This is a genomic window from Rhodococcus sp. 14-2483-1-2, assembly GCF_002259405.1.
Lineage (GTDB): Bacteria > Actinomycetota > Actinomycetes > Mycobacteriales > Mycobacteriaceae > Rhodococcoides.
Genome location: NZ_NPFW01000006.1, coordinates 168,504 through 189,305 on the forward strand (window position 1 = coordinate 168,504; position 20,802 = coordinate 189,305).

Genomic DNA, 20,802 nt, shown 5'->3' on the forward strand with positions numbered 1-20,802 from the left:
CGTCACCGCGGCTGGCGCATCACGTAGCCGACTCCCCGCAGCGTGTGGATCAACCGGGTGTCACCCGTGTCGACCTTGCGACGCAGATACGACACGTACGACTCCACCACTCCCACTTCACCGCCGAAGTCGTAGTGCCACACGTGATCGAGAATGCGCGGCTTGCTCAGCACGGTGCCCGCATTGACCATGAAGTACCGCAGCAACGTGAATTCGGTGGGCGAGAGCGAGACCGGCTCGCCCGCCTTCCACACCTCGTGAGTGTCGTCGTCGAGTTCGATGTCCGCGAACGCAACTCGTGACGGCTGCATGTCCTCGCTCTTGCCCGATCGACGCAGGATGACCCGGAGCCGGGCCACCACCTCTTCGAGCGAGAACGGCTTGGTGACGTAGTCGTCCGCACCGAGGGTCAGTCCGGTCACCTTGTCCTCCACCGAGTCTCGCGCGGTCAGGAACAGGGCGGGCGCATCGATTCCGTCCGCCCGCAGCCGGCGAAGCAGACCGAAGCCGTCCATGCCGGGCATCATCACGTCGAGGATGAGAGCCTCGGGCCTGAAGTTGCGCGCCTTGTCGAGTGCCTCGGGACCGGACGACGCCGTCGCCACCTCGAATCCCTGGTACCTCAGGCTGACCGACAACAGCTCGACGATGGTCGGTTCGTCGTCGACGATCAGGACTCGGGCCTCGGGTGTCTCGCTCACGGTGTCCATCATCGCGCGAAAGGCTGCTCGATCGCTGCACTCTCGCTGTGAGGTTGCTGTGAGCCACCGATGAGGGGGCATGATGGCAGAGATGCTCGACGCGAAGACGGACGGCCGAATCAGGACTCGGCCTCCGGTGTCATCCATGCACGTATTCGCAACTCTGCTCGTGTTGGGCATCGTCTTCGGCGCCGACGTCGCCCGGTGGGTCGACTCGTCCCCCGCCCTGCAGACCGGAGCGACGGTGTTCACCGGGATCTTCGTGCAGGCCACACCGTTCCTGGTGCTCGGTGTACTCGTCAGCGGAAGTATCGCCGCGTTCGTCTCGCCCGGTGTGCTGCGGAAGTTGGTGCCGAAGAACGCCACCGCTGCTGTCGGAGTGAGCGGTCTCGCGGGAATGGCGTTGCCCGGTTGTGAGTGCGGTGCCGTTCCCGTCTCGCGGCGGCTGATGGATCAGGGTGTTCCGACGTCGGCAGCTCTGGCGTTTCTGTTGTCTGCACCGGCGATCAACCCCGTCGTCCTGGTGTCCACCGCTGTGGCCTTTCCCGGTGAACCGGCGATGGTTCTCGCACGGTTCATCGGCTCGCTCGCCACCGCCCTGGTGATGGGCTGGCTGTGGACCAGGTTCGGCAAGGCCGAGTGGATCACCGCTCGACTCGTCGATCGCGGACACGACCATGGTCACTCGAAGTGGGTGACGTTCCGCGAATCGGCGCGTGCGGACCTGCTCCAGGCCGGTGCCTTCCTCGTGTTCGGTGCCGCGGCCGCCGCGCTGCTGCACCTGGTGGTTCCCGACTGGGTGTTCGCCCATCTCGCCGGGCAGTTGCTGCTGTCGATCCTGGTGATGGCCGTCCTCGCGGTGATCCTGGCACTGTGCTCGGAGGCCGACGCATTCGTCGCGGCGAGCATGTCGATGCTGCCGCTGCTGCCGCGGTTGGTCTTCCTGGTGGTCGGACCTGCCGTCGACGTGAAGCTGATGGCGATGCAGGCGGGCAGTTTCGGACGCGGGTTCGTCGCACGCTTCGCCCCGCTGACCTTCGTCGTCGCGATCGTGTGCGCCTCGGTGAGCGGCTACGTGTTCCTGGGTGCGCGATGAAGCGCGAGGTGCAGAATCTGCTGCTACTCCTCCTCGGCGGAGCCATGGTCAAGATCTCGTGGGACGGCAGCTTTGTGCGATACGTCAAACCGTCGCTGCATCCCTATCTACTGACCGCCGGGGTGCTGATCGTCGCCCTGGCGATCGCGTCGATCGTTGCCGACATCCGCCGCGGTGGGCCCGGCGACGACGGTCATGATCACGATTCGCGTCCGTACTGGCTGCTCTTGGTCCCGCTCGCGGTCATCCTGTTCGTCGCACCGCCCGCGCTGGGGGTCTCGGCAGTGGGCGATCGTTCCGTCACGTCGGCGGCCGATCGTCAGAGGACAGCGTTTCCACCCCTGCCGGACGAGCGCGCGCCCGAGGTTCCACTGCTCGATGTCGTACAACGCGCGGTCAGGGACACCGAAGGCAGCCTCGACGGGCGGGAGATTCGCGTCACCGGATTCGCGGTCGCCACCGCGAACGGAGGCTCGCCGCGGGCCGACGGCACGAGAGACGGCCTCGACCTCGCCCGCATTCTGATCATCTGTTGCGCGGCCGACGCCAGGTCCGTCCGAATCCATCTCGACGCAGGTAGCGAAGTTCTCGACGACATTCCGGACGGCACGTGGCTGCAGATCTCGGGAACCGTCGATGCTGCCACGGCGACCGAGGACACCGCATTCACACCCACGATGACCGTATCGACGGTCGAGCGAATCGAGGCACCGGCGAACACGTACGCCTACTGACAACCCGAAACCCGTGGCCACCACCGGCCGAAATTGGTACGATCGTACAAGTCACTTCCGACAATCGGACGAGCGCACCGTACCCGAACAGCGACAAGACGGTGCAAGGAGTGATCTCTCATGGCGTGGCTCATTCTCGTCGTCTCCGGCGTCCTCGAAGCGGTCTGGGCGACAGCGCTCGGTAAGTCCGAGGGCTTCACCAAACTCGGACCGTCCGTCGTCTTCGGAGTCACGGTGGTGCTCAGCATGATCGGACTCGCGATCGCGATGCGATCGCTGCCCACCGGCACCGCCTACGCCGTCTGGGTGGGAATCGGTGCCACCCTCACCGTCACGTACGCCATGATCACCGGGGCCGAATCCGCCTCGCTGCTCAAGGTTGCGCTTCTGGTCGGCATCGTCGGATGCGTCGTCGGACTGAAGGTTCTTCACTGATTTTCCGAGCTACGAGCAGTTACAGTAAAACGATGAACTGGGTGTCAGCGATCACACTGCCTGCGCGCGCCGGAATTGCCATCGCCGAGCAGGCGATCGGCGTCGCGGAGGTCGCGTTGGCGACCACCAGGATGGCGTTGGCCACCGGTGCGTCCGGCACCGCAGGTGTCGCCTCGCTCGCCAACCCGCGCGGCGGCACGATGCAACTGCTCGCCCAGCTCGGCCAGCTCACCTCCGACGACCGCGCCCTGGGCAACGCGCTCAAGGAAGGCGGTCCGCTCGATCGCCTACTCGCCCAGGGAGGCGTCGTCGATCGCCTCACGTCCGAGGACGGTACTCTCGAGCGACTGCTGTCCCCGGGCGGGCCGGTCGAGCGCATCCTGGCTCCCGGCGGGCCGTTGGACCGGCTGCTCGCCGAGGACGGCCCGCTCGAACGACTGCTCGCCGAAGGTGGTCTGCTGGACCGCATCACCGCCACCAACGGACCGCTCGAACGACTGACGGCCAAGGACGGTCCGCTCGAGGTGCTCACGCGTCAGGACGGACTCATCGAGCGGGCCATCGCCGAGGAGGGCATCCTCGAAACACTTCTCGCCGAGGACGGTGCCATCGAGCGACTGACGGCCAAGGGCGGTCCGCTCGATCAGTTGGTCAAGCTGTCGGAAACGCTGACGTCGGTGGCACCGAACATCGAGCGGATGAGCATCTCGATCGACATCCTGCAGGATTCCGTCGAGATCCTCTCGGCTGCGGTTCACCCACTGGGAGAGTTGGTCGGACGGCTCCCGAGTCGTTGGCTCAAGAGCGGTAAGCAGTCGGTTCACGAACTGCACTGACGCCCCCCGGTGGCCGGCACCGCCGACTGGCTCTCCGCTGGCCCGTCCTTGTGGAACGGAGAAGGCCCGCCCCGGTGTATCGGGGTACGGGCCTTGTCTGGTTCTACGCGCCGTGAGCGAGTGTTAGGTCAGCTCGGCCGGTAGGGTGGTCGGGCGCGCTTCGGCGGAGCCACGGAGCCATTGGGATACCTTGCGGCCGCTGCGTTCACGGCGAGCGATCGAGGCGCGGGCTGCGGCAGCGGCGGCTCGGGGCCGCTCGGCGGGGCGGTCGGTGCGCTTTTCGGTCGTGGTCATCGTGGGCCCTCCTGATCGTTCTGGTTGTCAGAGTCCTCGGTTTGGTCCTGGTCCGCCAGTGCGCGGCGGGCTGCAGCTCGATCGGAGACCGCGACGAGGACATTATTGGTTCGGGTGATCAGGGCGGAGTCGGTGACGGTGGCGTAGATGTCCCATCCGAGTTCGACTTCGGTGTCGTCGTCGAGAGACCGGCCACGCTCGGTGTCGCGGGAGCTCGTCGGTAAGACCTTAGGGCTTACCGGCAACCTTCCTTCTCGCCTGGCCACGCTCGCCGTAGGACCTAGGCGGCCATTGGAAATTCTCTGCTCTATTCTCATTTTGGTTGCTGCGCAACATCTTTACGAGTTCTTCAGCTTGGCAGGATGGATGCGAGTTCGCTACGGTGTGTCACGCCCGCCGGTCCTGAGACGTGGCCCAATTCGCCGATGTCGAACATAGAGGAGAACACGTGTCGTTGTACGAGATCGAGGCCCTAGGAAGTGCCCATCGGCCCATTTCTGCCAGGCGTTAGCAGTCCTAGTCGGTGAATTTACCGTCGGCCCCGAGCTCGCCGTTACCGTCCACCGGGTAAGGATCCATTGCTGCAAGATATTGTTTGCCCTCATGGCGGATGAGCAGGCTCTCAAAGCGTTAATGGCAGGTGTCGAGGCGTGGTCGCGCTTTCGCTCCGATCACTCCCAGGGGCAAGAAAGCGCGTCGCGAATAGACCTGTCTGACGCAGAACTTCCCAACCCCGACCTACCGTATGCGAATCCATCGCTCCCGTATGCGGATCTCTCCAATGTGAACCTCCGATACGCGAGACTCGCCAATGCGGACCTTACTGGCGCGAACCTCACAAACGCGTACCTAGCTTCTGTAGATCTAACAGGCGCGAACCTGACCAATGCGAATCTGACCAACGCATACATGGCCAGCGCGAGGCTCACTGGCGCAAACCTCACTAGTGCGAACTTAACAGCAGTAAATCTGAGCCATGCTCACCTTGAGGATATGGACTTGCACGGCGTAGACCTCACTGGGGTGTATTTCTTCTACACTCAGCTCGCTAGAGCAAACCTCAGTGCAGCAAATCTTCACCGCGTGGATCTAACCGGTGCCGACCTCACCAGAGCAGACCTCACCAGAGCAGACCTGTCTGAGACGACCCTGCGGGATGCAGACCTCGGCGAGGCGAACCTCACTGACGCAAACCTGATCCGAGCAGACATCACCGACGCGGTATTTACGAACGCAAAATTGACGAATGCGTATGTCGCCGGACTGCGAATGTCGCCCGATACCGTCAATACGCAGGGCATCAAGATAGGTGACCTTCTTTCCAGCGAACAGGCAAAAACCGTCCAGCCTGATGTACCGGATCCGGGCATAGTCCGGATTGCACTTCCAGAACTCCGTACGGGCATCGGGCCCGCTGAGCTGGCGGGTTTGTCGAACGCAATAGCCGTGATTGCCGAGTTGTCGGAGCGGGTCGGCGTCGAGCTCGGCCGGCGGCTGAGCGGGGACATAGGCAATGGTGGGACTGCTGTACTGATTTCGGCCGCCGGGGATTCGTTCGCACCTATTGTCGTGCAGCGCGTGCAGTACGGGAGCCCACTGGTGGTGGAGGTGTGGGATGCAGTCTGGCCGTATCTTGCGACCGGAGGCGTAGGGGCAACTGCCGGCATAGTGGTCAAGAGCTTGCGTGACGGTTCCGCGGACGCCGGTCGCGTCTGGTCGCTCCTGCTGACCTTCGCACGGCCTAGTGAGCGACAGGCGTACTTCGCCGCTCGGACCGCCCGAGCGGAAGCAAATGCCGCCGAAGAAGAGGAAAGAAGAGCCCGGGCGGAAGCGAATACCGCAGAGCATCAAGCCCGGAGAGATCTGGCGGCAGTGACAGGTAGTACTGCCCAAAGCGTGGGCGAGCAAGATACAGATATCTTGCGATTGGAACCCTCTTCGAGAACAGAAATCGTTGCACGCCTCAATGATTCAGACATATCGAATCTGATACCAGATGCTGAACTTGAGGGACTCGCAGATGTCATCGCCCAACTACTCTCGTACCCGGTTGTTGCAACTCGGCGGAACGAGTTGCCGATGGACACCACAGGCTGATTACGGCACCAACACCGCATATGCCAAGCCACGCATCACCTGGCCTCGCAGTCGGTTGGAGGCGGTGTTGACTTCACCCGTACGTCATGGCCTGATTTGCCGGATGCTCTCGAAGCGCCTGTAAAGGGTGCGTCTACTCAACCCGAGAGCATCGGCGATGCCACCTATTATGTTGCCTTGGTTACGCATTCGTGCGGCTGCGGACACAAGTTTCTTTACACTATGAACTTAGCTCGACTCTTAGACCGATTCGATGTTCAGACCGATTCGATGTAACGCGAACCATCGCTTACGTACACTTATGAGTTGAAGATCGATCTTGTACGTGTGTCCACTCGCGATCAGCATCCGCTTGCACGGGAAGACGCGCTGAAGGCAGCCGACTGCGAAGAAGTGTTCACCGATCACGCCTCCGGGGTTCTAGCGCGACGACCCGGTCTCGAGAAGGCGCTGCTGATAGCCCGGGCCAGCGATCAGCTCGTCGTCACGAAGCACGACCGATTCGGTCGTTCCCTGTTGAACTTGATCGAGTTGGCGGAGCTCCTGCGGGACCGCCAAGTGGATCTCGTTGTCCTCGACCAGGGCGTCGACACTTCGACGCCGGTAGGCGGATGTTTTTCTCCATACTCGGAGCGATTGCCGAGTTCGAGTATGTCCTGATGTCGGAGCGGACGGCCGACGGTCTCACGGCCGCTCGCGCTCGGGTATGCACCGGCGGTAGGACGCCCAAACTCGATGCCAGACAGGTGCAGATGACCCGCGCGATGTATGACGAACTCGTCGCAGACGGTAAGCGCGCGTACACCGTCTGCGACGATCGCCAAAAAATTCAGTGGTACAAGGCCGATTATCTATCGACATCTCCAGTCAAAGTAGTTGTCAGTCAGATCTTCCCGTCTTTCGATACCAGCTACGAGGCCAGCTTCGGCCTACGCAGGGTCGGGCAGGTTCCCATTTGCAGCTGGAGGTAGAGGTAGAGGTAGTAAGATCGGTTGGCGGCAAGCGCTTGGCCCGCGACCTTCAGCGGGCAAGCGAAAGTAATTAATCTCAAATCTGATATTTCTGGCGCCGCTTCCTGAACGCATCTTCACCTCCGTCCAGGATTAAGCACGCATGCTCCCGTGTACCACACACTTTCAGAGCCTCCGCATGATCTATCATCGGCCCACTGTGCTCCAAAGAGCCAGATCTGTAATCGAAAGTCCGCCCATTTGCATTCGGCCGGTCGTCTCCATGCCTGTTCGCAACAATTATCTGTTCAGAATCCGCTCCGACTGCTAGGTTCGCGTCGTGAGTAACCATTATTATTTGCCGGTCTGACTTCCTTTTCACGAGATAAGGAACAATTTGTTCAAAAATGGACCGGCTATCCAGGTCGTCTTCTGGCTGATCAATCAGTAGAGGCCATTTGTCGGTTGACTCGTTGAGGATTAACGTCAATGCAAACAGAGCTTGCTTCCCAGGGGTCATCGTTGAGACCGCGAAACCTCCCACCCTGTCCCCATCGAGTTCCGCAAAATATCGAACCTCGGGCGTGGCTTGCAGCACTGCAGTCGCTACATCTGCCGGACTTCTTCCTTGCTTCACTTTCTGCGTGCCTGACGACAAAGCACGCATGAATACTTCCGGGTTGGCTTGCACATGCGCCAAATCGAGCACTTTATCTTCAGTCAAGAATGGACTCTTGTTTTGTTTGTGGAGATCTTGACTCAGCGCCTCAACGGTGTCAGGGTTCAGGGAAATCTCCATACCCAGTACCATTTCGTCCAACTCATGCCGTCGCCGATCAAATACAGTGCGAAGCGTTGCTAACGCATCGTTACGTGTACCCAAGGACCCCTTTACCGCATTCACCGATTCAGCCTGCTGTGCGGCCAGTCGTAAAATCGCGTCCTTCTGGACCTCTATGCGCTTTAGCGCCTCCACCTGGTTTTGATGCCGCTGGACAACCGAATCCAGTTCGGCGTTCATAGCGTTCATTGCAATAAGATCGGCGTTTTCCGCCTCCAGTCGCTGACCAGAGAGGCGGGCCTCACGCAAATCAGCCTCCAGTTGTGTACGAGCGTTGACCAACAAGTTCGAGAGAGATTCGAGAATGGATTCGCGGGTACTCAATACTAGGTTGGTGATCTCAGTTGCGAGAGTCTGATGCACATCGGAAGGGATTGGAATGGTTTCGACTTGGACGCCCACGGCTTCCGTTACCGCCCAGTTTTGTAGCTGCCCTGCGCTGTTCCCACCGTCCGCCTGAGGCTCCACGTACACCGATAATTGCCGTATTTTCTCCTCAATCTCGGCTGCTTGCACTCGCGAAGTTGCGATGGCCTGGATAACCTTTTCATATTGCTGCACCTGCTCCGGCGTCAACGAAGACTCATCCCGAAGCTTATTGATTTCGGCTGCTAGCTCATCCCTCACCGCAGCGATTCCATCGGGATCGCCCATGGATCGCAGGTCTTGCTCCGCCTTCTCGATCTTCAAAGAAAGGTCGAACCAGAGCTTGATTGCGTGTTCCATCGCGGAATCTGCCGATTCAAGGTCGGCTGTCGCCCGTTCCGTTGCAGCCCGAAACTCGGCATCGTCACGAAACAGCGCGGGCTTTATCTTCTGGGTGATTTCGTCAGGGCGCTCACTGATCGCGTACAAAGAGTTTTGCGGAATATAGATAACCTGCCCAGAGCCGCCTGACGTACCGCCCCAATTTACTTGACACGTGCCAGCAGGCACTTGCGACCAACTGTAACCTGCTGCCGGACCTGCCGCTTCTGAATTGGACGCAATTCGCGCAGCGATCTGCTGCTCAACCGTTAGCTGCGGATCGACTGCGTGTGAGATGTAGGCTAGGAGAGACGATTTTCCGGAAGACCTACTGCCAATGATGGAGCAGAGATTCTGATTGAACTTGATTTCAGCAGGAAAAGTACTGGTATCAGAGAAAGACACGCTTGAAATGACGTTGTACGGTTCCTTAGAATCTGGCATCGTCGGCTGTATTCGCACCCTGTCCAACGGTTCAATCAAAGTTTGACGCAGCCCAGAAAAAGTTGGATCGGCTTTAACCCAAGTCACTTCAGTTTGGTTGGGACCATCTAAGATCGATTTTCCAAGCCGGTCCTTGAGATCGTCGAATGTATGAGCGTCGCAGCCGGAGAAAACCGGCTTTGCACGGATTTCATCATGCTCATTCTCTAGACGCGACGTGTTGAGAAAATATTCGCTGCTCGTCGACCTACCAAAGAAACCGTCAGACATTTTATCAATCTCGTCAGTCAAGTTTGCTTTGCGTTTTGCTCCACGCTGCGGGCGCATGCCATCGCCCTTCGCAGAGGTCAAAATAAGGACACTATCCTGCTGGTCGTTCTTCATCCCGAAGGTGTCTCTAATCGCATCGGCAATCGCTTTCCGGGTTACCGTCGCGGAACCGAGGTGCTCTGCAGTCTTGAGGTCACGGCAAGACATTTGCCGATCGTCTGATGTGTGCAGCTCGGTTCGCAACGAACGCATAAACCGGTCTGCATCGTCTACGGTCAGGCTATCAGAGAATATTAGGTGCAGATTTACTTCCTCCCCCGCCTTATTGACAGCCTCATTCAAGCGAACCTCCATGTTCGGAAGAAAACGTTTGTCAGACGTGGGATATTTGAGCCTGAAAGCAGCTACAAAATCAAAGTAACGATCCAAGTTGAAGTAATCTGTAATTCCCACGACGGCAACATCCGAAGCCTCGACAAGGGTGGAGAATCTGTCCCAGTCCGGTTCACCGTTGGGCAGCATCGTGTAGCGGTTCTCGGCACCGGTTGCGCTTGGGACGTGGACATGAAGGTCCCACTTTCTCCACTCAGACCCTCTGGCGTACTCGACCTCGTAGCTGCTCATGGTGCGCCGTCCTCTTTCACTCCGGACCCGATTCAGTGCTTTAGACACTAGCGGCGCAGCCCGACAGGAGACCATCCGGTATGCGGTTCCTACAGCTCTTGCGCCGTGCTTCGCTATGGCCATCATCGATCTCCGGAAGATGGGACCCGACAGGGGTGCCAGAAACGTTTCCGTCACCGAAATCAGTGTCGGAGTCGACTGCGTTCACGGGCTACCCCGCGGCCGTTAATTTTGGGTCCGTGCGAGCGGCCGACCATCAGCAGGTCACGTCGGTGGATCAAGTGCACTACGCAGGCATGCGTGGTCAGAGGTGCGAGGGAGGGTTCGCGTCAACGGCGGAGATCTCGGCATCGGCCGGTTTGGCGAGCACAACGGGGTCGTCGTCGATGAATGCGCTGAGCCAGGCCCGGTATTGGTGGGTGACAGCTCGGGCGTGGAAACGCTTGGTTTGCCAGGCTGGTTATGGGTGCAGTTCGTCCGGGGAGGTCGAAGCCGGTGTTGATCACGGCGGCGTCGGGAATGTGGGCGGAGAACTCTTGCCACCGCTGCTCGGCCGGCCGTTCCTCGGCGGCAAGTGGGGATTGGTAGGCGCCGAGGTCCGCTAGGACTTCGTCGACGTCGATCAGCACCACCCGATCGTCGCCAGGTCGAGTCACGGGCGGCGGCGGAATTGCCGGGTGCGGGATGCAGTGGCCAGCCGCAATGCGGACTGCCTCTTTCCATGCGGGAGTGCAGTCACCCCTGAGCAGGGGGGACAGCACGAGCGGCGAGGCTGGGTCCGTCGAGCACAACCGGGATCGCACACGTGGCATCAGCCGTCTTGGCCATGATGGGGAGGTCGCTGAGGGTTCAAAAGCAGAGGGCAACGGTTCGATACCGTCGGCGGCGGATGTTAGCGCTCACACTGGTGAGCGGGGTTGCGGAAAATAATCTTTGACAATGCCGATGTTATCGCTCACACTTTCGTCTTGATGTGATGTGAGGCACAGACGAGGCCTCGACCGCGACCCACGGTTCGATTTCACTACGCAGGGAGAAACGATGAAGTTTCGACACCTATCCATGGCCGCGGCCGCGGTGGCACTCACCCTCACGCTCGGCGCGTGCGGATCGAGCACCAAGACCGCGGACGAGGCTCCGGCCGAAGGCGGCAGCACGGCGGGCGCGCTGATCGGCGTGACGATGCCGACGAAGTCCTCGGCTCGATGGATCGCCGACGGCGACAACCTCAAGAGCGCGCTCGAGGGCCAGGGTTACAAGGTCGACCTGCAGTACGCAGAGAACGACATCCCCACTCAGGTCAACCAGATCGAGAACCAGATCACCCAGGGCGCAAAGCTTCTCATCGTGGCCTCGGTGGACGGCACGGCCATCACCACGCAGTTGCAGGAAGCCAAGGACAACGGCATCGGCGTCATCGCGTACGACCGCCTCATCCGTAACTCGCCCAACGTCGACTACTACGCGACGTTCGACAACTACAAGGTCGGCGTCGACCAGGCCACGTCGCTTCTGGTCGGTCTCGGCCTGAAGAACGAGGACGGCACCGACAAGGCCGACGCCCCCGCGGGCCCGCTGAACATCGAGGTCTTCGCCGGTTCGCCGGACGACAACAACGCCACCTTCTTCTTCGACGGTGCCATGGAAACCCTGAAGCCGTACCTGGACAAGGGAACTCTGAAGATCGGCAGTGGCGAGTCCGATTTCGAGACGGCTGCAACGCTGCGCTGGGATCCGGCTACCGCCCAGAAGCGCATGGAGGACCTGCTCACCAAGACGTACTCCTCGGGCCAGAAGGTGCAGGGCGTGCTCTCGCCGTACGACGGCCTGTCGATCGGAATCCTCTCCGCGCTCAAGAGCAACGGCTACGGAACGGCCGGTCAGCCCTACCCGATCGTCACCGGCCAGGACGCCGAGGTGCCCTCGGTGAAGTCCATCATCGCCGACGAGCAGTACTCCACGATCTACAAGGACACCCGTGAGCTGGCCGCAGTCACGATCTCGATGGCTCAGTCCATGCTCGACGGTCAGACGCCGGAGACGAACAACACGACGGACTACGACAACGGCGAGAAGGTCGTTCCCGCGTACCTGCTGCAGCCGGAGATCGTCAACAAGGGCAACTACGAGCAGCTGCTGGTCGAAGGCGGCTACTACACCGACGATCAATTGAAGTGAGTTCTGCGATGACGAGCCAGATTCTGGAGATGCACGGCATCACCAAGACGTTTCCCGGAGTGAAGGCGCTCCAGGACGTCACGCTCACGGTGGAGCGCGGCGAGATCCATGCGATCTGCGGTGAGAACGGCGCTGGAAAGTCGACTCTCATGAAGGTGCTGTCGGGTGTGTATCCGCACGGAACTTTCGACGGAGAGATCGTGTTCGACGGTCAGCCGTGCGCGTTCTCCGATATCAGGAGCAGCGAATCCAAGGGCATCGTCATCATTCACCAGGAACTCGCGCTGAGTCCGCATCTGTCCATTGCCGAGAACATCTTCCTCGGCAACGAGCGGTCCAGGCGCGGGTTCATCGACTGGAACCGCACCAACTCCGAGGCCGCAGCCCTACTGAACCGGGTAGGGCTGCGGGAGAACCCCGTCTCCGTCGTGGGCGATCTCGGCGTCGGCAAGCAGCAACTCGTCGAGATCGCGAAGGCATTGTCGAAAGACGTGACGCTGCTGATCCTCGACGAACCGACTGCAGCACTGAACGATTCGGACTCGTCTCATCTTCTCGACCTGCTACGCGGTCTTCGAGACGAGGGAATCACGTGCGTGATCATCTCGCACAAGCTCAACGAGATCGCGGCCATCGCAGACCGGACGACGATCATTCGCGACGGCCGAACCATCGAGACGTTGGACATGCGCAACCCGGAGGTCACCGAGGATCGCATCATCTCACTGATGGTCGGCCGCGATCTCGAGCACAGGTTCCCGCCCCACGAATCCACTGTGGGAGAGGAAGTTCTACGCATCGAGGACTGGACCGTACACAGCCCGACCCAGCACGGCCGGACCGTGGTGGACGGGGCGAATCTGACGCTGCGCCGTGGTGAGATCGTCGGGCTGGCGGGCCTGATGGGTGCCGGACGCACCGAGTTGGCCATGAGTGTCTTCGGACGCAGTTACGGCATCGACATCTCGGGGCGTCTGTACAAGTACGGCAAGGAAATTCACGTCAAGTCCGTCAGCGATGCCATCCATCACGGGATCGCGTATGCGACCGAGGACCGAAAGCGATACGGCCTCAACCTGATCGACGACATCAAGCGCAACATCTCCACTGCGGCCCTCGACAAACTGGTGACCGGCGGTTTCGTCGACGACAACCAGGAATTCAAGGTTGCCGAGGGCTTCCGGAAGAGCATGAACATCAAGGCACCGAACGTCTCAGCCGTGGTCGGCAAGCTCTCCGGCGGCAATCAGCAGAAAGTCGTGCTGAGCAAGTGGATCTTCAGTGATCCCGATGTGCTCATTCTCGACGAACCGACGCGCGGTATCGACGTCGGCGCGAAGTTCGAAATCTATTCGATCATCAACGGTCTCGCCGACGCGGGCAAGGCAGTTCTGGTGATCTCCTCCGAGCTACCGGAACTGCTCGGGCTGTGCGACCGGATCTACGCGCTGTCCGCAGGCCGGATCACCGGCGAGGTGACTCGCGAGGACGCGACACAGGAATCCCTCATGCACCTCATGACCCGTGGAACAGGAGTACTTCGATGAATCAGCTGTCGACCGTCCGGGGGCTGCTCACGCGAAACCTCCGCCAGAGCGGGATATTCATCGCGTTCGCGTTGATCATCCTGCTGTTCACCGTTCTGACCGGCGGCCAACTGTTGGTCCCGCAGAACATCAGCAACATGGTGGTCCAGAACTCGTACATCCTCATCCTGGCCATCGGCATGGTCGTGATCATCATCGCGGGCCACATCGACCTGTCCGTCGGATCGGTCGTCGCGGCCACCGGAGCGATCTCCGGTGTGCTGATGGTCCAGCAGAACGTGCCGTGGCCGCTCGCGGTGCTCATCACGCTGATCATCGGCGGTCTGATCGGAGCGTGGCAGGGCTATTGGGTTGCCTACTTCGGCATTCCGGCGTTCATCGTGACCCTGGCAGGCATGCTCATCTTCCGCGCGGTCACCCTCATCGTTCTCGGTAACCAGGGCATCGGACCGTTCCCCGGGCCCGTACGTACTCTCTCCAACGGCTTCCTCCCGGGCTTCATGGGCAACGTCGGCCTCGGGCCGCTCGGCGGCGCGGACATCTTCACCCTTCTCGTCGCGATCCTTGCCGTTGCCGGAATCGTGTTCACTCAGTGGCGTTCTCGGACGGGTCGGCAGAAGTACGGGCAGACCGTCGACGCGATGCCACTGTTTCTGACCAAGATGATTCTGGCCGGCGGCCTGGTTCTCGCCATCGCCGTACAGCTGGCGCGCTTCAAGAACCTGCCGTACGTGCTGATCCTTCTCGCCGTACTGGTGATGGGATACTCCACGCTGGCAGGCCGGACGGTGTTCGGTCGGCACGTGTACGCCATCGGCGGAAACATCCACGCCGCATCGCTGTCCGGCATCAAGGTCAAGCCGGTCACCTTCTGGATCTTCGTGAACATGGGCGTGCTGTCCGCCCTCGCCGGAATCATCTTCGCCGGCCGCCTCAATCAGGCGGGCCCCACCGCAGGCAACGGCTTCGAGCTCGACGCGATCGCGGCGGCATTCATCGGCGGTGCAGCAGTACAGGGCGGCGTCGGCCGCATCGTCGGCGCGCTCACCGGTGGACTCATCATCGCCGTGATCAACAGCGGAATGTCCCTCATCGGTTCGCCCAGCGAGCGCGTTCAGCTGGTCAAGGGCCTGGTACTCCTCGCCGCGGTGGCGTTCGACATCTGGACCAAGCGCCGAGCAGCGAGCGGCAAGGGCAACAAGGGTGACAAGGCTGCGCCTCCGAGCAGCTATCTGGGGGTGCCCGTGCCTGCCGAGATGTTCTCCGGTGCCGAGCCCGGTAAGCCTGCGCCCACCACGACCGGTTCTGCGGTGACCACACCCACGTAATCGACACGGTCGCGGGCACCGCAGGACCGGGCATGCTGTGATTGTCTTCGACCAGGAAGGGAGGCTCGGCAAAGATGACACCGACTCGCGGACCCGCCATGACCGACGTCGCCCGGCTCGCAGGCGTGTCTCATCAAACCGTCTCCCGCGTCATCAACGGTCATCCCAACGTGACCGAAGCGACGAGAAACAAGGTGGCTCAGGCGATCTCGGAGCTCGGGTACCGACCGAACACTGCTGCACGCGCTCTGGTCACCGGCCGCAGCAAGACCATCGGAATCGTGGGGACCGGAAACGCTCTCTACGGTCCGGTGTCGACGCTCTACAGCGTCGAGTACGCAGCCCGTCACGCCGGCTACTCCGTGGTGGTCGGCGTGCCCACCTCGTTCGACGAGTCGGCGATCATCACCTGCGTGCGCCGGTTGCAGAAGCAGGGTGTCGACGGCGTCGTCGTCATCGCGCCTCTGCGAACCGACGGCGGTGACATAGCCGATCTGGCCGGGGAGCTCCCGCTGGTCGCCGTCGAGGGCTCGCCTGCCGGTGATCTGGCCGTCGTCTCGGTGGACCAGATCGCCGGAGCCAGAGCCGCGACCGAACATCTGCTCTCGCTCGGACACAGCGCCGTGTGGCACGTTGCCGGCCCGCTGGGGTGGTACGAGGCAGCCGACCGCGTCACCGGATGGCGGATGGCCCACGAGGATGCCGGCGTGGAACCACCGGCGACCCTCAGCGGCGACTGGACCGCGAAATCGGGCTTTCTGGCCGGCAGCGAACTGGCCCGGAACGCCGACGTCACCGCAGTGTTCGCAGGCAACGACTCCATGGCGCTCGGGGTGCTACGCGCACTGAACGTCCACGGAAAGCGAGTGCCGGAGGACGTCAGCGTGGTCGGCTTCGACGATGTTCCCGACGCGGAATTCTTCTCGCCGCCCCTGACCACCATCCGCCAGGAATTCACCGACGTCGGCGTGCGAAGCGTCGAAATTCTGCTCGACCAGATCGACACCGGAAACCGAAGCACGAGGCGTTCGAGTATCGAACCGACCCTCGTGATCCGAGCGAGCACCGGCGGCGCTCACATACGCAACTGAATCTCGACGAGGAGACGTGCGTCGGAATCGGTGAGATCGAGATCGAGAATCTGCTCGACGCGTCGAATGCGGTAGCGCAGGGTGTTCGGGTGAATGTGCAGTCGCTCGGCGGCAGCCCGAACGTCGCCGAAGCACGCCAGATAGAACTCGAGACTCTCGCGCATTCTGGAGTCGTTGGTGGCGTCGTAGCGGTCGAGGGCGGTGATGCGTGGGTCTCGCAGCTGGTCGTGATTGGTGATCAGTTCCAGGATTTCGCCCAGCAACACCGAGGTTCTCGACTCTTCCAGCGTCGTGACGCGCACCTCGCCGGTGGTGCCGTCGAGCACTCGGTCCACCTCGAATCTGGCCACGGCCACCCCGTCGAGATCGGCGATCGGCGCAGCGACCGCGGCACGCAGCGCCAGCGAGGTACGCACCTCGATCCGCCCGACGGCATCGGCGGTCCACGCCGCGATCCCCGTGCCCGACGCCACCCCGGGAAACAGTGCGTAGATTCTCTCACCGATGATGGTGACCAACGAGTCTCGCCGAAAAGCGCTGGCATGCAGTCGAATGGACGGTGCCAGGGCGCTGATCTCGAATTCTCCGCAGGCAGCGAATCCGACGACCGCCGCGGATCCCGAGGTGGGTATCGACAGCGCCGACGCCAGCGACGGGACGTCGACACCGCCGCCCCTGGCCCCGAGCAGGCGCTGAATCTGCAGGGCCTCGTTGGTCGGGGCGTTCGCGATGCGGGTGATCAGTCGGGCCGCGACGGCCGAGGCACCGCGCAGTACCGCGTCGGCGTCGGCGGCGAGTGGGGCGGAGCCCTCCTGTATCCAGATCGTCCCGAGAGTCGTTGCGCTGCCTGAGCTTCGGCGTATACCGACGGCGAGCCGTCTACGAATGCCCAGTTCGGCATCGGCCGGTACGTCGATCACGTCGTCGGTGCGGCGGAGTCGATCGAACACCCCTCGCTCGTGCAGTCTGCGCAGGTAGTCGGCCGGCCCTTCACGTCCGAGAATAGACAGGGTCCGCAGTTCGTCGGCCGCGTCGTCGGATGCCGAGTAGGCCAACACATGTGAGCGCTCGTCCTCGATGCTCACCATGCCCTTCGTCAGTGACGCCACCGTCTGCGCGAGTTCGTAGAGGTCGGTGTCGGCTCCGAACAATCCGTCGTCGGGGCTCTGGGCGCGCACCTGGTCCAGGACTCCGCGCATCATCGACAGCAGGAGCTCCCACCGTGTCTGCTGGTGCACCGCGACCAATGCGATACCCGTCTCCCGCGCACCGTGGGACAGCGCCGTCGAGGTTGCGACTTTGGTCAGCACCGCGAGCGGTCGGTCTGCGACGGGGCGCAACGCGAGATCGTCGAACCACCGCACCACATCGGCCTCGGTCACGCCGACCAGCAGCGTCAGGTCGGACGCAGTTCCCGGAGGCAGGCGCAGGTCGTCGGTATCGAGCAGCGCGACGGACTCGACGGCCATGTCCGTTCCCGCGGGCGCGAGGACGAGTTCGACGACGGCGCTGTGCAGAGAGGTCAGCATCGAACGCAGCGACACCGTATTGGCCATACGGACAAGTAGATCACGAATTCTTTGGCCGACGGGCTGATTGAACGACGAGCGGATCGGACTTCAATGAGCAGCACACGCCGAAGACGAGGAGCAGCCATGGACGCCGTCACATCCGTACCGACCCCCACCAACGAGCCGGTCAACACCTACGCCCCGGGTAGTCCGGAACGGGCCCGCTTGCACAGCCGCCTGAGCGAACTCCGTTCCTCCCCCGTGGAGATCCGTCAGGTCATCGGCGGGGTTCACCGCCGGGCCGACGGCCCGGTCGAGAACGTCGTCGAACCGCACAAGCACTCGTCGATCATCGGCAGCTTCACCGGGGCCACCCACCAGGATGTGCGCGACGCCATCGACGCCGCGACGACAGCAGCCCCCGCATGGCGCGATCTCCCCTTCGACGAGCGCGCCGCGGTGTTCCTGCGGGCCGCAGATCTGCTGTCCGGTCCGTGGCGCGAAAGAATTGCTGCTGCAACGATGCTCGGTCAGTCCAAGTCGGCCTACCAGGCAGAGATAGACGCACCCTGCGAGCTGATCGACTTCTGGCGGTTCAACGTCACGTTCGCCCGGCAGATTCTCGCCGAGCAGCCCGTATCGGCACCGGGAGTGTGGAATCGCGTCGAATACCGTCCACTCGAGGGCTTCGTCTACGCCATCACCCCGTTCAACTTCACCGCCATCGCAGGCAACCTACCCACCGCGCCCGCGTTGATGGGCAACACCGTGCTGTGGAAGCCCTCGCCCACCCAGGCAGTGGCCGCGTATCTGACGCTCCAGTTGCTCGAAGCCGCAGGTCTGCCACCGGGGGTCATCAACCTCGTCCTCGGCGACGGGCCGATGGTGTCCGACGTGGCCCTCGCCGATCCGCGTCTGGCCGGAATCCATTTCACCGGGTCCACCGCGACGTTCCAGACGCTCTGGCGCGAGGTGGGCAACAACATCTCGAACTACCACTCGTATCCACGGCTCGTCGGCGAGACCGGCGGCAAGGACTTCATCGTCGCGCACAGCTCGGCCGATCCGGATGTGCTGACCACCGCCATGATTCGCGGTGCGTTCGACTTCCAGGGACAGAAGTGCTCGGCAGCGTCCCGGGCGTTCGTACCGAAATCTCTGTGGGCCTCGATGGGCGATACGTTCATCGAGCAGGTCTCGGCGTTGAAGTACGGTGACGTGACCGACCTGTCCAACTACGGCGGAGCCGTCATCGACCGAAAGGCGTTCGACCGCAACGCAGCTGCTCTCGACCGAGCCAAGTCCGTCTCGAGCCTGACCATCGCCGCCGGCGGTAGCTGCGACGACACGGAGGGGTACTTCGTCTCCCCCACGGTGCTTCTCGGCGACGACCCCACCGACGAGGCCTTCACCACCGAGTACTTCGGCCCGATCCTCGCCGTGCACGTCTACGACGACAGCAGGCCCGACGCCTATGCCGAGACACTGCGCGCCGTCGACTCCGGATCGAAGTACGCGCTGACCGGAGCCGTCATCGCCACCGACCGCACCGCCGTCGAACAGGCCCATGCGGCACTGCGATTCGCCGCAGGCAACTTCTACGTCAACGACAAACCCACCGGCGCAGTGGTGGGACAGCAGCCGTTCGGCGGAGCCCGCGCGTCGGGAACCAACGACAAGGCCGGCTCGCCGCAGAACCTGCTGCGGTGGACCTCGGCCCGCACCGTGAAGGAAACGTTCGTTCCGCCGACCACCCACGGCTACCCACACCAGGAAGGCGAGGGCACGCGATGACCACGCTACTGAGCAATCCGCTGCGGCCTGCCCTGCTGGCGGCGGCACGTTCACCGAAACTGCAGGCGACGGTGACGCGGCTACGCGCCACCCGATCCCTCGTCGACCGTTTCGTGGCAGGCGAATCCGAGCCTGCGGCCGTCACTGCAGTGGACGCCCTGCTGGCGTCGGGCCGGTTCGTCTCGGTGGACTACCTCGGCGAGGACACCACCGACCGAGGCCAGGCGAGAGCAACCGTGGACGCGTATCTCTCCCTGATACAACGCTTTTCGACTCGCCGGGCCGATGCGACAGCCCTGGAGATCTCGCTCAAGCTGTCTGCGCTCGGCCAAGGAATCGACCGAACCCTGGCGCTGGAGAACGCACGAACGATCTGCACCGCTGCCACTGCGGCCGGGGTGTGGGTGACGGTGGATGCCGAGGACCACACCACCACCGATTCGACCCTGTCGATCGTCCGCGAACTGCGCGTGGACTTTCCGGATCTGGGGACGGTGCTGCAGGCATACCTGCGGCGCACCGAAGCGGACTGCCAGGACCTGTCCGGGCCGCGATCTCGAATCCGACTGTGCAAAGGTGCGTACAACGAACCGTCGTCGGTGGCATTTCAGGGTGCACGGGAGGTCTCCGACTCCTACCTCCGGTGCCTGACGATCCTGATGAACGGCCGCGGTTACCCCATGGTGGCCTCGCACGACCCGGAGATGATCGAGGCGGCAGACAGGTTGGCGGCGGCCGCAGGACGGTCGTCCGAGGAGTTCGAGTTCCAGATGCTCTACGGAATCCGTGATCCCGAGCAGCGTCGACTCGTGGACGCCGGGCGCAACGTACGCGTGTACGTCCCGTACGGATCGCAGTGGTACGGCTACTTCATGCGCAGACTGGCCGAGCGTCCGGCGAATCTGATGTTCTTCGCGCGATCGGTGCTCTCGCGTACGTAGCGGGTTCACCGAAGTACTCGATTCCCGCACCCAGGAGTCGGCCGCCGCTTCCTCTCGGCGTTCTGGCGTGGATTAGGTTCTGCGACATCGGGGCACCCTGGCTGCATGGCAAATTACAGAGTTATCGATCCGCACGGAACCGTTGTCGAGACCAAGGACATCTCCAGTTCCGAGGACGCGCACGCCTGGTTCAAGGACAGCCGCGCCGACAACGAGGAGTTGGGGTGGCGACTCGAGGTCGAGCACGACGGCGAGTGGGCGTTCTTCAGCGACTCCGAAGGAACCAAGGACTAGTTCGCCTGAGCCGAAACACTTTCGGACGATCCTGAGCCACGGCCATACC

General features: G+C 62.2%; 19 protein-coding genes and 1 riboswitch. Of the genes, 13 read left to right on the plus strand and 6 right to left on the minus strand.

The window, feature by feature from the left end; translation table 11 throughout:
• Nucleotides 1-2: 2 nt before the first annotated feature.
• On the minus strand, nt 3-710 hold the full coding sequence (locus tag CH295_RS04325; protein WP_037194723.1) for a response regulator transcription factor: 708 nt from the start codon (nt 708-710) through the stop codon (nt 3-5).
• Between the two features lie 82 nt (nt 711-792).
• Between CH295_RS04325 and CH295_RS04330 the strand changes: the two genes are divergently transcribed.
• The 4 genes from CH295_RS04330 to CH295_RS04345 all read left to right on the plus strand — a co-directional run bounded on the left by CH295_RS04330 (nt 793) and on the right by CH295_RS04345 (nt 3,802).
• Complete coding sequence (locus tag CH295_RS04330) at nt 793-1,797, plus strand: permease (RefSeq protein WP_094633187.1); 1,005 nt, start codon at nt 793-795, stop codon at nt 1,795-1,797.
• Nucleotides 1,794-2,531, plus strand: a complete 738-nt coding sequence (locus CH295_RS04335; RefSeq protein ID WP_094739878.1) for a TIGR03943 family putative permease subunit — start codon at nt 1,794-1,796, stop codon at nt 2,529-2,531. The genes CH295_RS04330 and CH295_RS04335 overlap by 4 nt, the downstream gene beginning before the upstream one ends.
• Nucleotides 2,532-2,576: 45 nt before the next feature.
• Nucleotides 2,577-2,639, plus strand: a riboswitch (guanidine-III (ykkC-III) riboswitch).
• Between the two features lie 12 nt (nt 2,640-2,651).
• Nucleotides 2,652-2,966 (plus strand): DMT family transporter, encoded by a 315-nt coding sequence (locus CH295_RS04340; protein WP_037194494.1) that lies wholly within the window; start codon nt 2,652-2,654, stop codon nt 2,964-2,966.
• A 32-nt stretch (nt 2,967-2,998) separates the two neighbouring features.
• Nucleotides 2,999-3,802 (plus strand): hypothetical protein, encoded by an 804-nt coding sequence (locus CH295_RS04345; RefSeq protein WP_037194493.1) that lies wholly within the window; start codon nt 2,999-3,001, stop codon nt 3,800-3,802.
• A 123-nt stretch (nt 3,803-3,925) separates the two neighbouring features.
• Here the strand turns inward: CH295_RS04345 and CH295_RS27680 are convergent, their stop codons facing one another.
• Together CH295_RS27680 and CH295_RS04350 are read right to left on the minus strand one after the other, a co-directional pair.
• Nucleotides 3,926-4,096 carry a hypothetical protein gene (locus CH295_RS27680; protein WP_170945739.1) on the minus strand — a complete coding sequence of 57 codons (171 nt, stop codon included), beginning with the start codon at nt 4,094-4,096 and terminating at the stop codon, nt 3,926-3,928.
• Nucleotides 4,093-4,341 carry a hypothetical protein gene (locus CH295_RS04350; RefSeq protein WP_094739879.1) on the minus strand — a complete coding sequence of 83 codons (249 nt, stop codon included), beginning with the start codon at nt 4,339-4,341 and terminating at the stop codon, nt 4,093-4,095. Before CH295_RS04350 ends, CH295_RS27680 begins: the two co-directional genes overlap by 4 nt.
• Before the next feature lie 358 nt (nt 4,342-4,699).
• Between CH295_RS04350 and CH295_RS04355 the strand changes: the two genes are divergently transcribed.
• Entirely contained in the window at nt 4,700-6,193 is a 1,494-nt protein-coding gene (locus CH295_RS04355) for a pentapeptide repeat-containing protein (RefSeq protein ID WP_094739880.1), read from the plus strand.
• Between the two features lie 84 nt (nt 6,194-6,277).
• Here CH295_RS04355 and CH295_RS27455 read toward each other — a convergent pair whose 3' ends face one another.
• On the minus strand, nt 6,278-6,382 hold the full coding sequence (locus CH295_RS27455; protein ID WP_141216952.1) for a TetR family transcriptional regulator: 105 nt from the start codon (nt 6,380-6,382) through the stop codon (nt 6,278-6,280).
• A 117-nt stretch (nt 6,383-6,499) separates the two neighbouring features.
• On the opposite strand from CH295_RS27455, the gene CH295_RS28080 reads away from it, so the two are divergent.
• Nucleotides 6,500-6,853 carry a recombinase family protein gene (locus CH295_RS28080; protein WP_212556140.1) on the plus strand — a complete coding sequence of 118 codons (354 nt, stop codon included), beginning with the start codon at nt 6,500-6,502 and terminating at the stop codon, nt 6,851-6,853.
• 387 nt (nt 6,854-7,240) lie between these two features.
• Here CH295_RS28080 and CH295_RS04365 read toward each other — a convergent pair whose 3' ends face one another.
• Nucleotides 7,241-10,069 carry a TrlF family AAA-like ATPase gene (locus CH295_RS04365; RefSeq protein WP_094739881.1) on the minus strand — a complete coding sequence of 943 codons (2,829 nt, stop codon included), beginning with the start codon at nt 10,067-10,069 and terminating at the stop codon, nt 7,241-7,243.
• 1,041 nt (nt 10,070-11,110) lie between these two features.
• Here CH295_RS04365 and chvE point away from each other — a divergent pair.
• The 4 genes from chvE to CH295_RS04390 all read left to right on the plus strand — a co-directional run bounded on the left by chvE (nt 11,111) and on the right by CH295_RS04390 (nt 16,213).
• Nucleotides 11,111-12,247 carry a multiple monosaccharide ABC transporter substrate-binding protein gene (chvE, locus tag CH295_RS04375; protein ID WP_094739883.1) on the plus strand — a complete coding sequence of 379 codons (1,137 nt, stop codon included), beginning with the start codon at nt 11,111-11,113 and terminating at the stop codon, nt 12,245-12,247.
• A gap of 8 nt (nt 12,248-12,255) precedes the next feature.
• Nucleotides 12,256-13,794 (plus strand): multiple monosaccharide ABC transporter ATP-binding protein, encoded by a 1,539-nt coding sequence (gene mmsA, locus CH295_RS04380; RefSeq protein WP_094739916.1) that lies wholly within the window; start codon nt 12,256-12,258, stop codon nt 13,792-13,794.
• Entirely contained in the window at nt 13,791-15,122 is a 1,332-nt protein-coding gene (gene mmsB, locus CH295_RS04385) for a multiple monosaccharide ABC transporter permease (RefSeq protein WP_094632972.1), read from the plus strand. The genes mmsA and mmsB overlap by 4 nt, the downstream gene beginning before the upstream one ends.
• Nucleotides 15,123-15,196: 74 nt before the next feature.
• Nucleotides 15,197-16,213 (plus strand): LacI family DNA-binding transcriptional regulator, encoded by a 1,017-nt coding sequence (locus CH295_RS04390; RefSeq protein WP_037194486.1) that lies wholly within the window; start codon nt 15,197-15,199, stop codon nt 16,211-16,213.
• On the opposite strand, the gene CH295_RS04395 is transcribed toward CH295_RS04390, so the two are convergent.
• Nucleotides 16,198-17,769 (minus strand): PucR family transcriptional regulator, encoded by a 1,572-nt coding sequence (locus CH295_RS04395; RefSeq protein WP_094739884.1) that lies wholly within the window; start codon nt 17,767-17,769, stop codon nt 16,198-16,200. The genes CH295_RS04390 and CH295_RS04395 overlap by 16 nt on opposite strands.
• 99 nt (nt 17,770-17,868) lie before the next feature.
• Here CH295_RS04395 and pruA point away from each other — a divergent pair, with 99 nt between their 5' ends.
• The 3 genes from pruA (at nt 17,869) to CH295_RS04410 (ending at nt 20,753) form a co-directional block, all read left to right on the plus strand.
• Nucleotides 17,869-19,518, plus strand: a complete 1,650-nt coding sequence (gene pruA / locus CH295_RS04400; RefSeq protein ID WP_094739885.1) for an L-glutamate gamma-semialdehyde dehydrogenase — start codon at nt 17,869-17,871, stop codon at nt 19,516-19,518.
• The gene (locus CH295_RS04405) at nt 19,515-20,459 is read left to right on the plus strand and encodes a proline dehydrogenase family protein (RefSeq protein WP_037194481.1); all 945 of its coding nucleotides are present in this window, start codon (nt 19,515-19,517) and stop codon (nt 20,457-20,459) included. The genes pruA and CH295_RS04405 overlap by 4 nt, the downstream gene beginning before the upstream one ends.
• Nucleotides 20,460-20,564: 105 nt before the next feature.
• Complete coding sequence (locus CH295_RS04410; RefSeq protein ID WP_037194480.1) at nt 20,565-20,753, plus strand: hypothetical protein; 189 nt, start codon at nt 20,565-20,567, stop codon at nt 20,751-20,753.
• The last annotated feature ends 49 nt before the right edge of the window (nt 20,754-20,802 follow it).

Bases quoted from the DNA above. Each gene is read 5' to 3' on its own strand.
- CH295_RS04325 (WP_037194723.1), bottom strand. From the start codon at position 710: ATGGACACCGTGAGCGAGACACCCGAGGCCCGAGTCCTGATCGTCGAC.
- mmsB (WP_094632972.1), top strand. From the start codon at position 13,791: ATGAATCAGCTGTCGACCGTCCGGGGGCTGCTCACGCGAAACCTCCGC.
- CH295_RS04340 (WP_037194494.1), top strand. From the start codon at position 2,652: ATGGCGTGGCTCATTCTCGTCGTCTCCGGCGTCCTCGAAGCGGTCTGG.
- CH295_RS04410 (WP_037194480.1), top strand. From the start codon at position 20,565: ATGGCAAATTACAGAGTTATCGATCCGCACGGAACCGTTGTCGAGACC.
- CH295_RS27455 (WP_141216952.1), bottom strand. From the start codon at position 6,382: ATGCGTAACCAAGGCAACATAATAGGTGGCATCGCCGATGCTCTCGGG.
- pruA (WP_094739885.1), top strand. From the start codon at position 17,869: ATGGACGCCGTCACATCCGTACCGACCCCCACCAACGAGCCGGTCAAC.
- mmsA (WP_094739916.1), top strand. From the start codon at position 12,256: ATGACGAGCCAGATTCTGGAGATGCACGGCATCACCAAGACGTTTCCC.
- CH295_RS04390 (WP_037194486.1), top strand. From the start codon at position 15,197: ATGACACCGACTCGCGGACCCGCCATGACCGACGTCGCCCGGCTCGCA.
- CH295_RS04335 (WP_094739878.1), top strand. From the start codon at position 1,794: ATGAAGCGCGAGGTGCAGAATCTGCTGCTACTCCTCCTCGGCGGAGCC.
- CH295_RS04345 (WP_037194493.1), top strand. From the start codon at position 2,999: ATGAACTGGGTGTCAGCGATCACACTGCCTGCGCGCGCCGGAATTGCC.
- CH295_RS04355 (WP_094739880.1), top strand. From the start codon at position 4,700: ATGGCGGATGAGCAGGCTCTCAAAGCGTTAATGGCAGGTGTCGAGGCG.
- CH295_RS27680 (WP_170945739.1), bottom strand. From the start codon at position 4,096: ATGACCACGACCGAAAAGCGCACCGACCGCCCCGCCGAGCGGCCCCGA.
- CH295_RS04395 (WP_094739884.1), bottom strand. From the start codon at position 17,769: ATGGCCAATACGGTGTCGCTGCGTTCGATGCTGACCTCTCTGCACAGC.
- chvE (WP_094739883.1), top strand. From the start codon at position 11,111: ATGAAGTTTCGACACCTATCCATGGCCGCGGCCGCGGTGGCACTCACC.
- CH295_RS04330 (WP_094633187.1), top strand. From the start codon at position 793: ATGCTCGACGCGAAGACGGACGGCCGAATCAGGACTCGGCCTCCGGTG.
- CH295_RS04365 (WP_094739881.1), bottom strand. From the start codon at position 10,069: ATGAGCAGCTACGAGGTCGAGTACGCCAGAGGGTCTGAGTGGAGAAAG.
- CH295_RS04405 (WP_037194481.1), top strand. From the start codon at position 19,515: ATGACCACGCTACTGAGCAATCCGCTGCGGCCTGCCCTGCTGGCGGCG.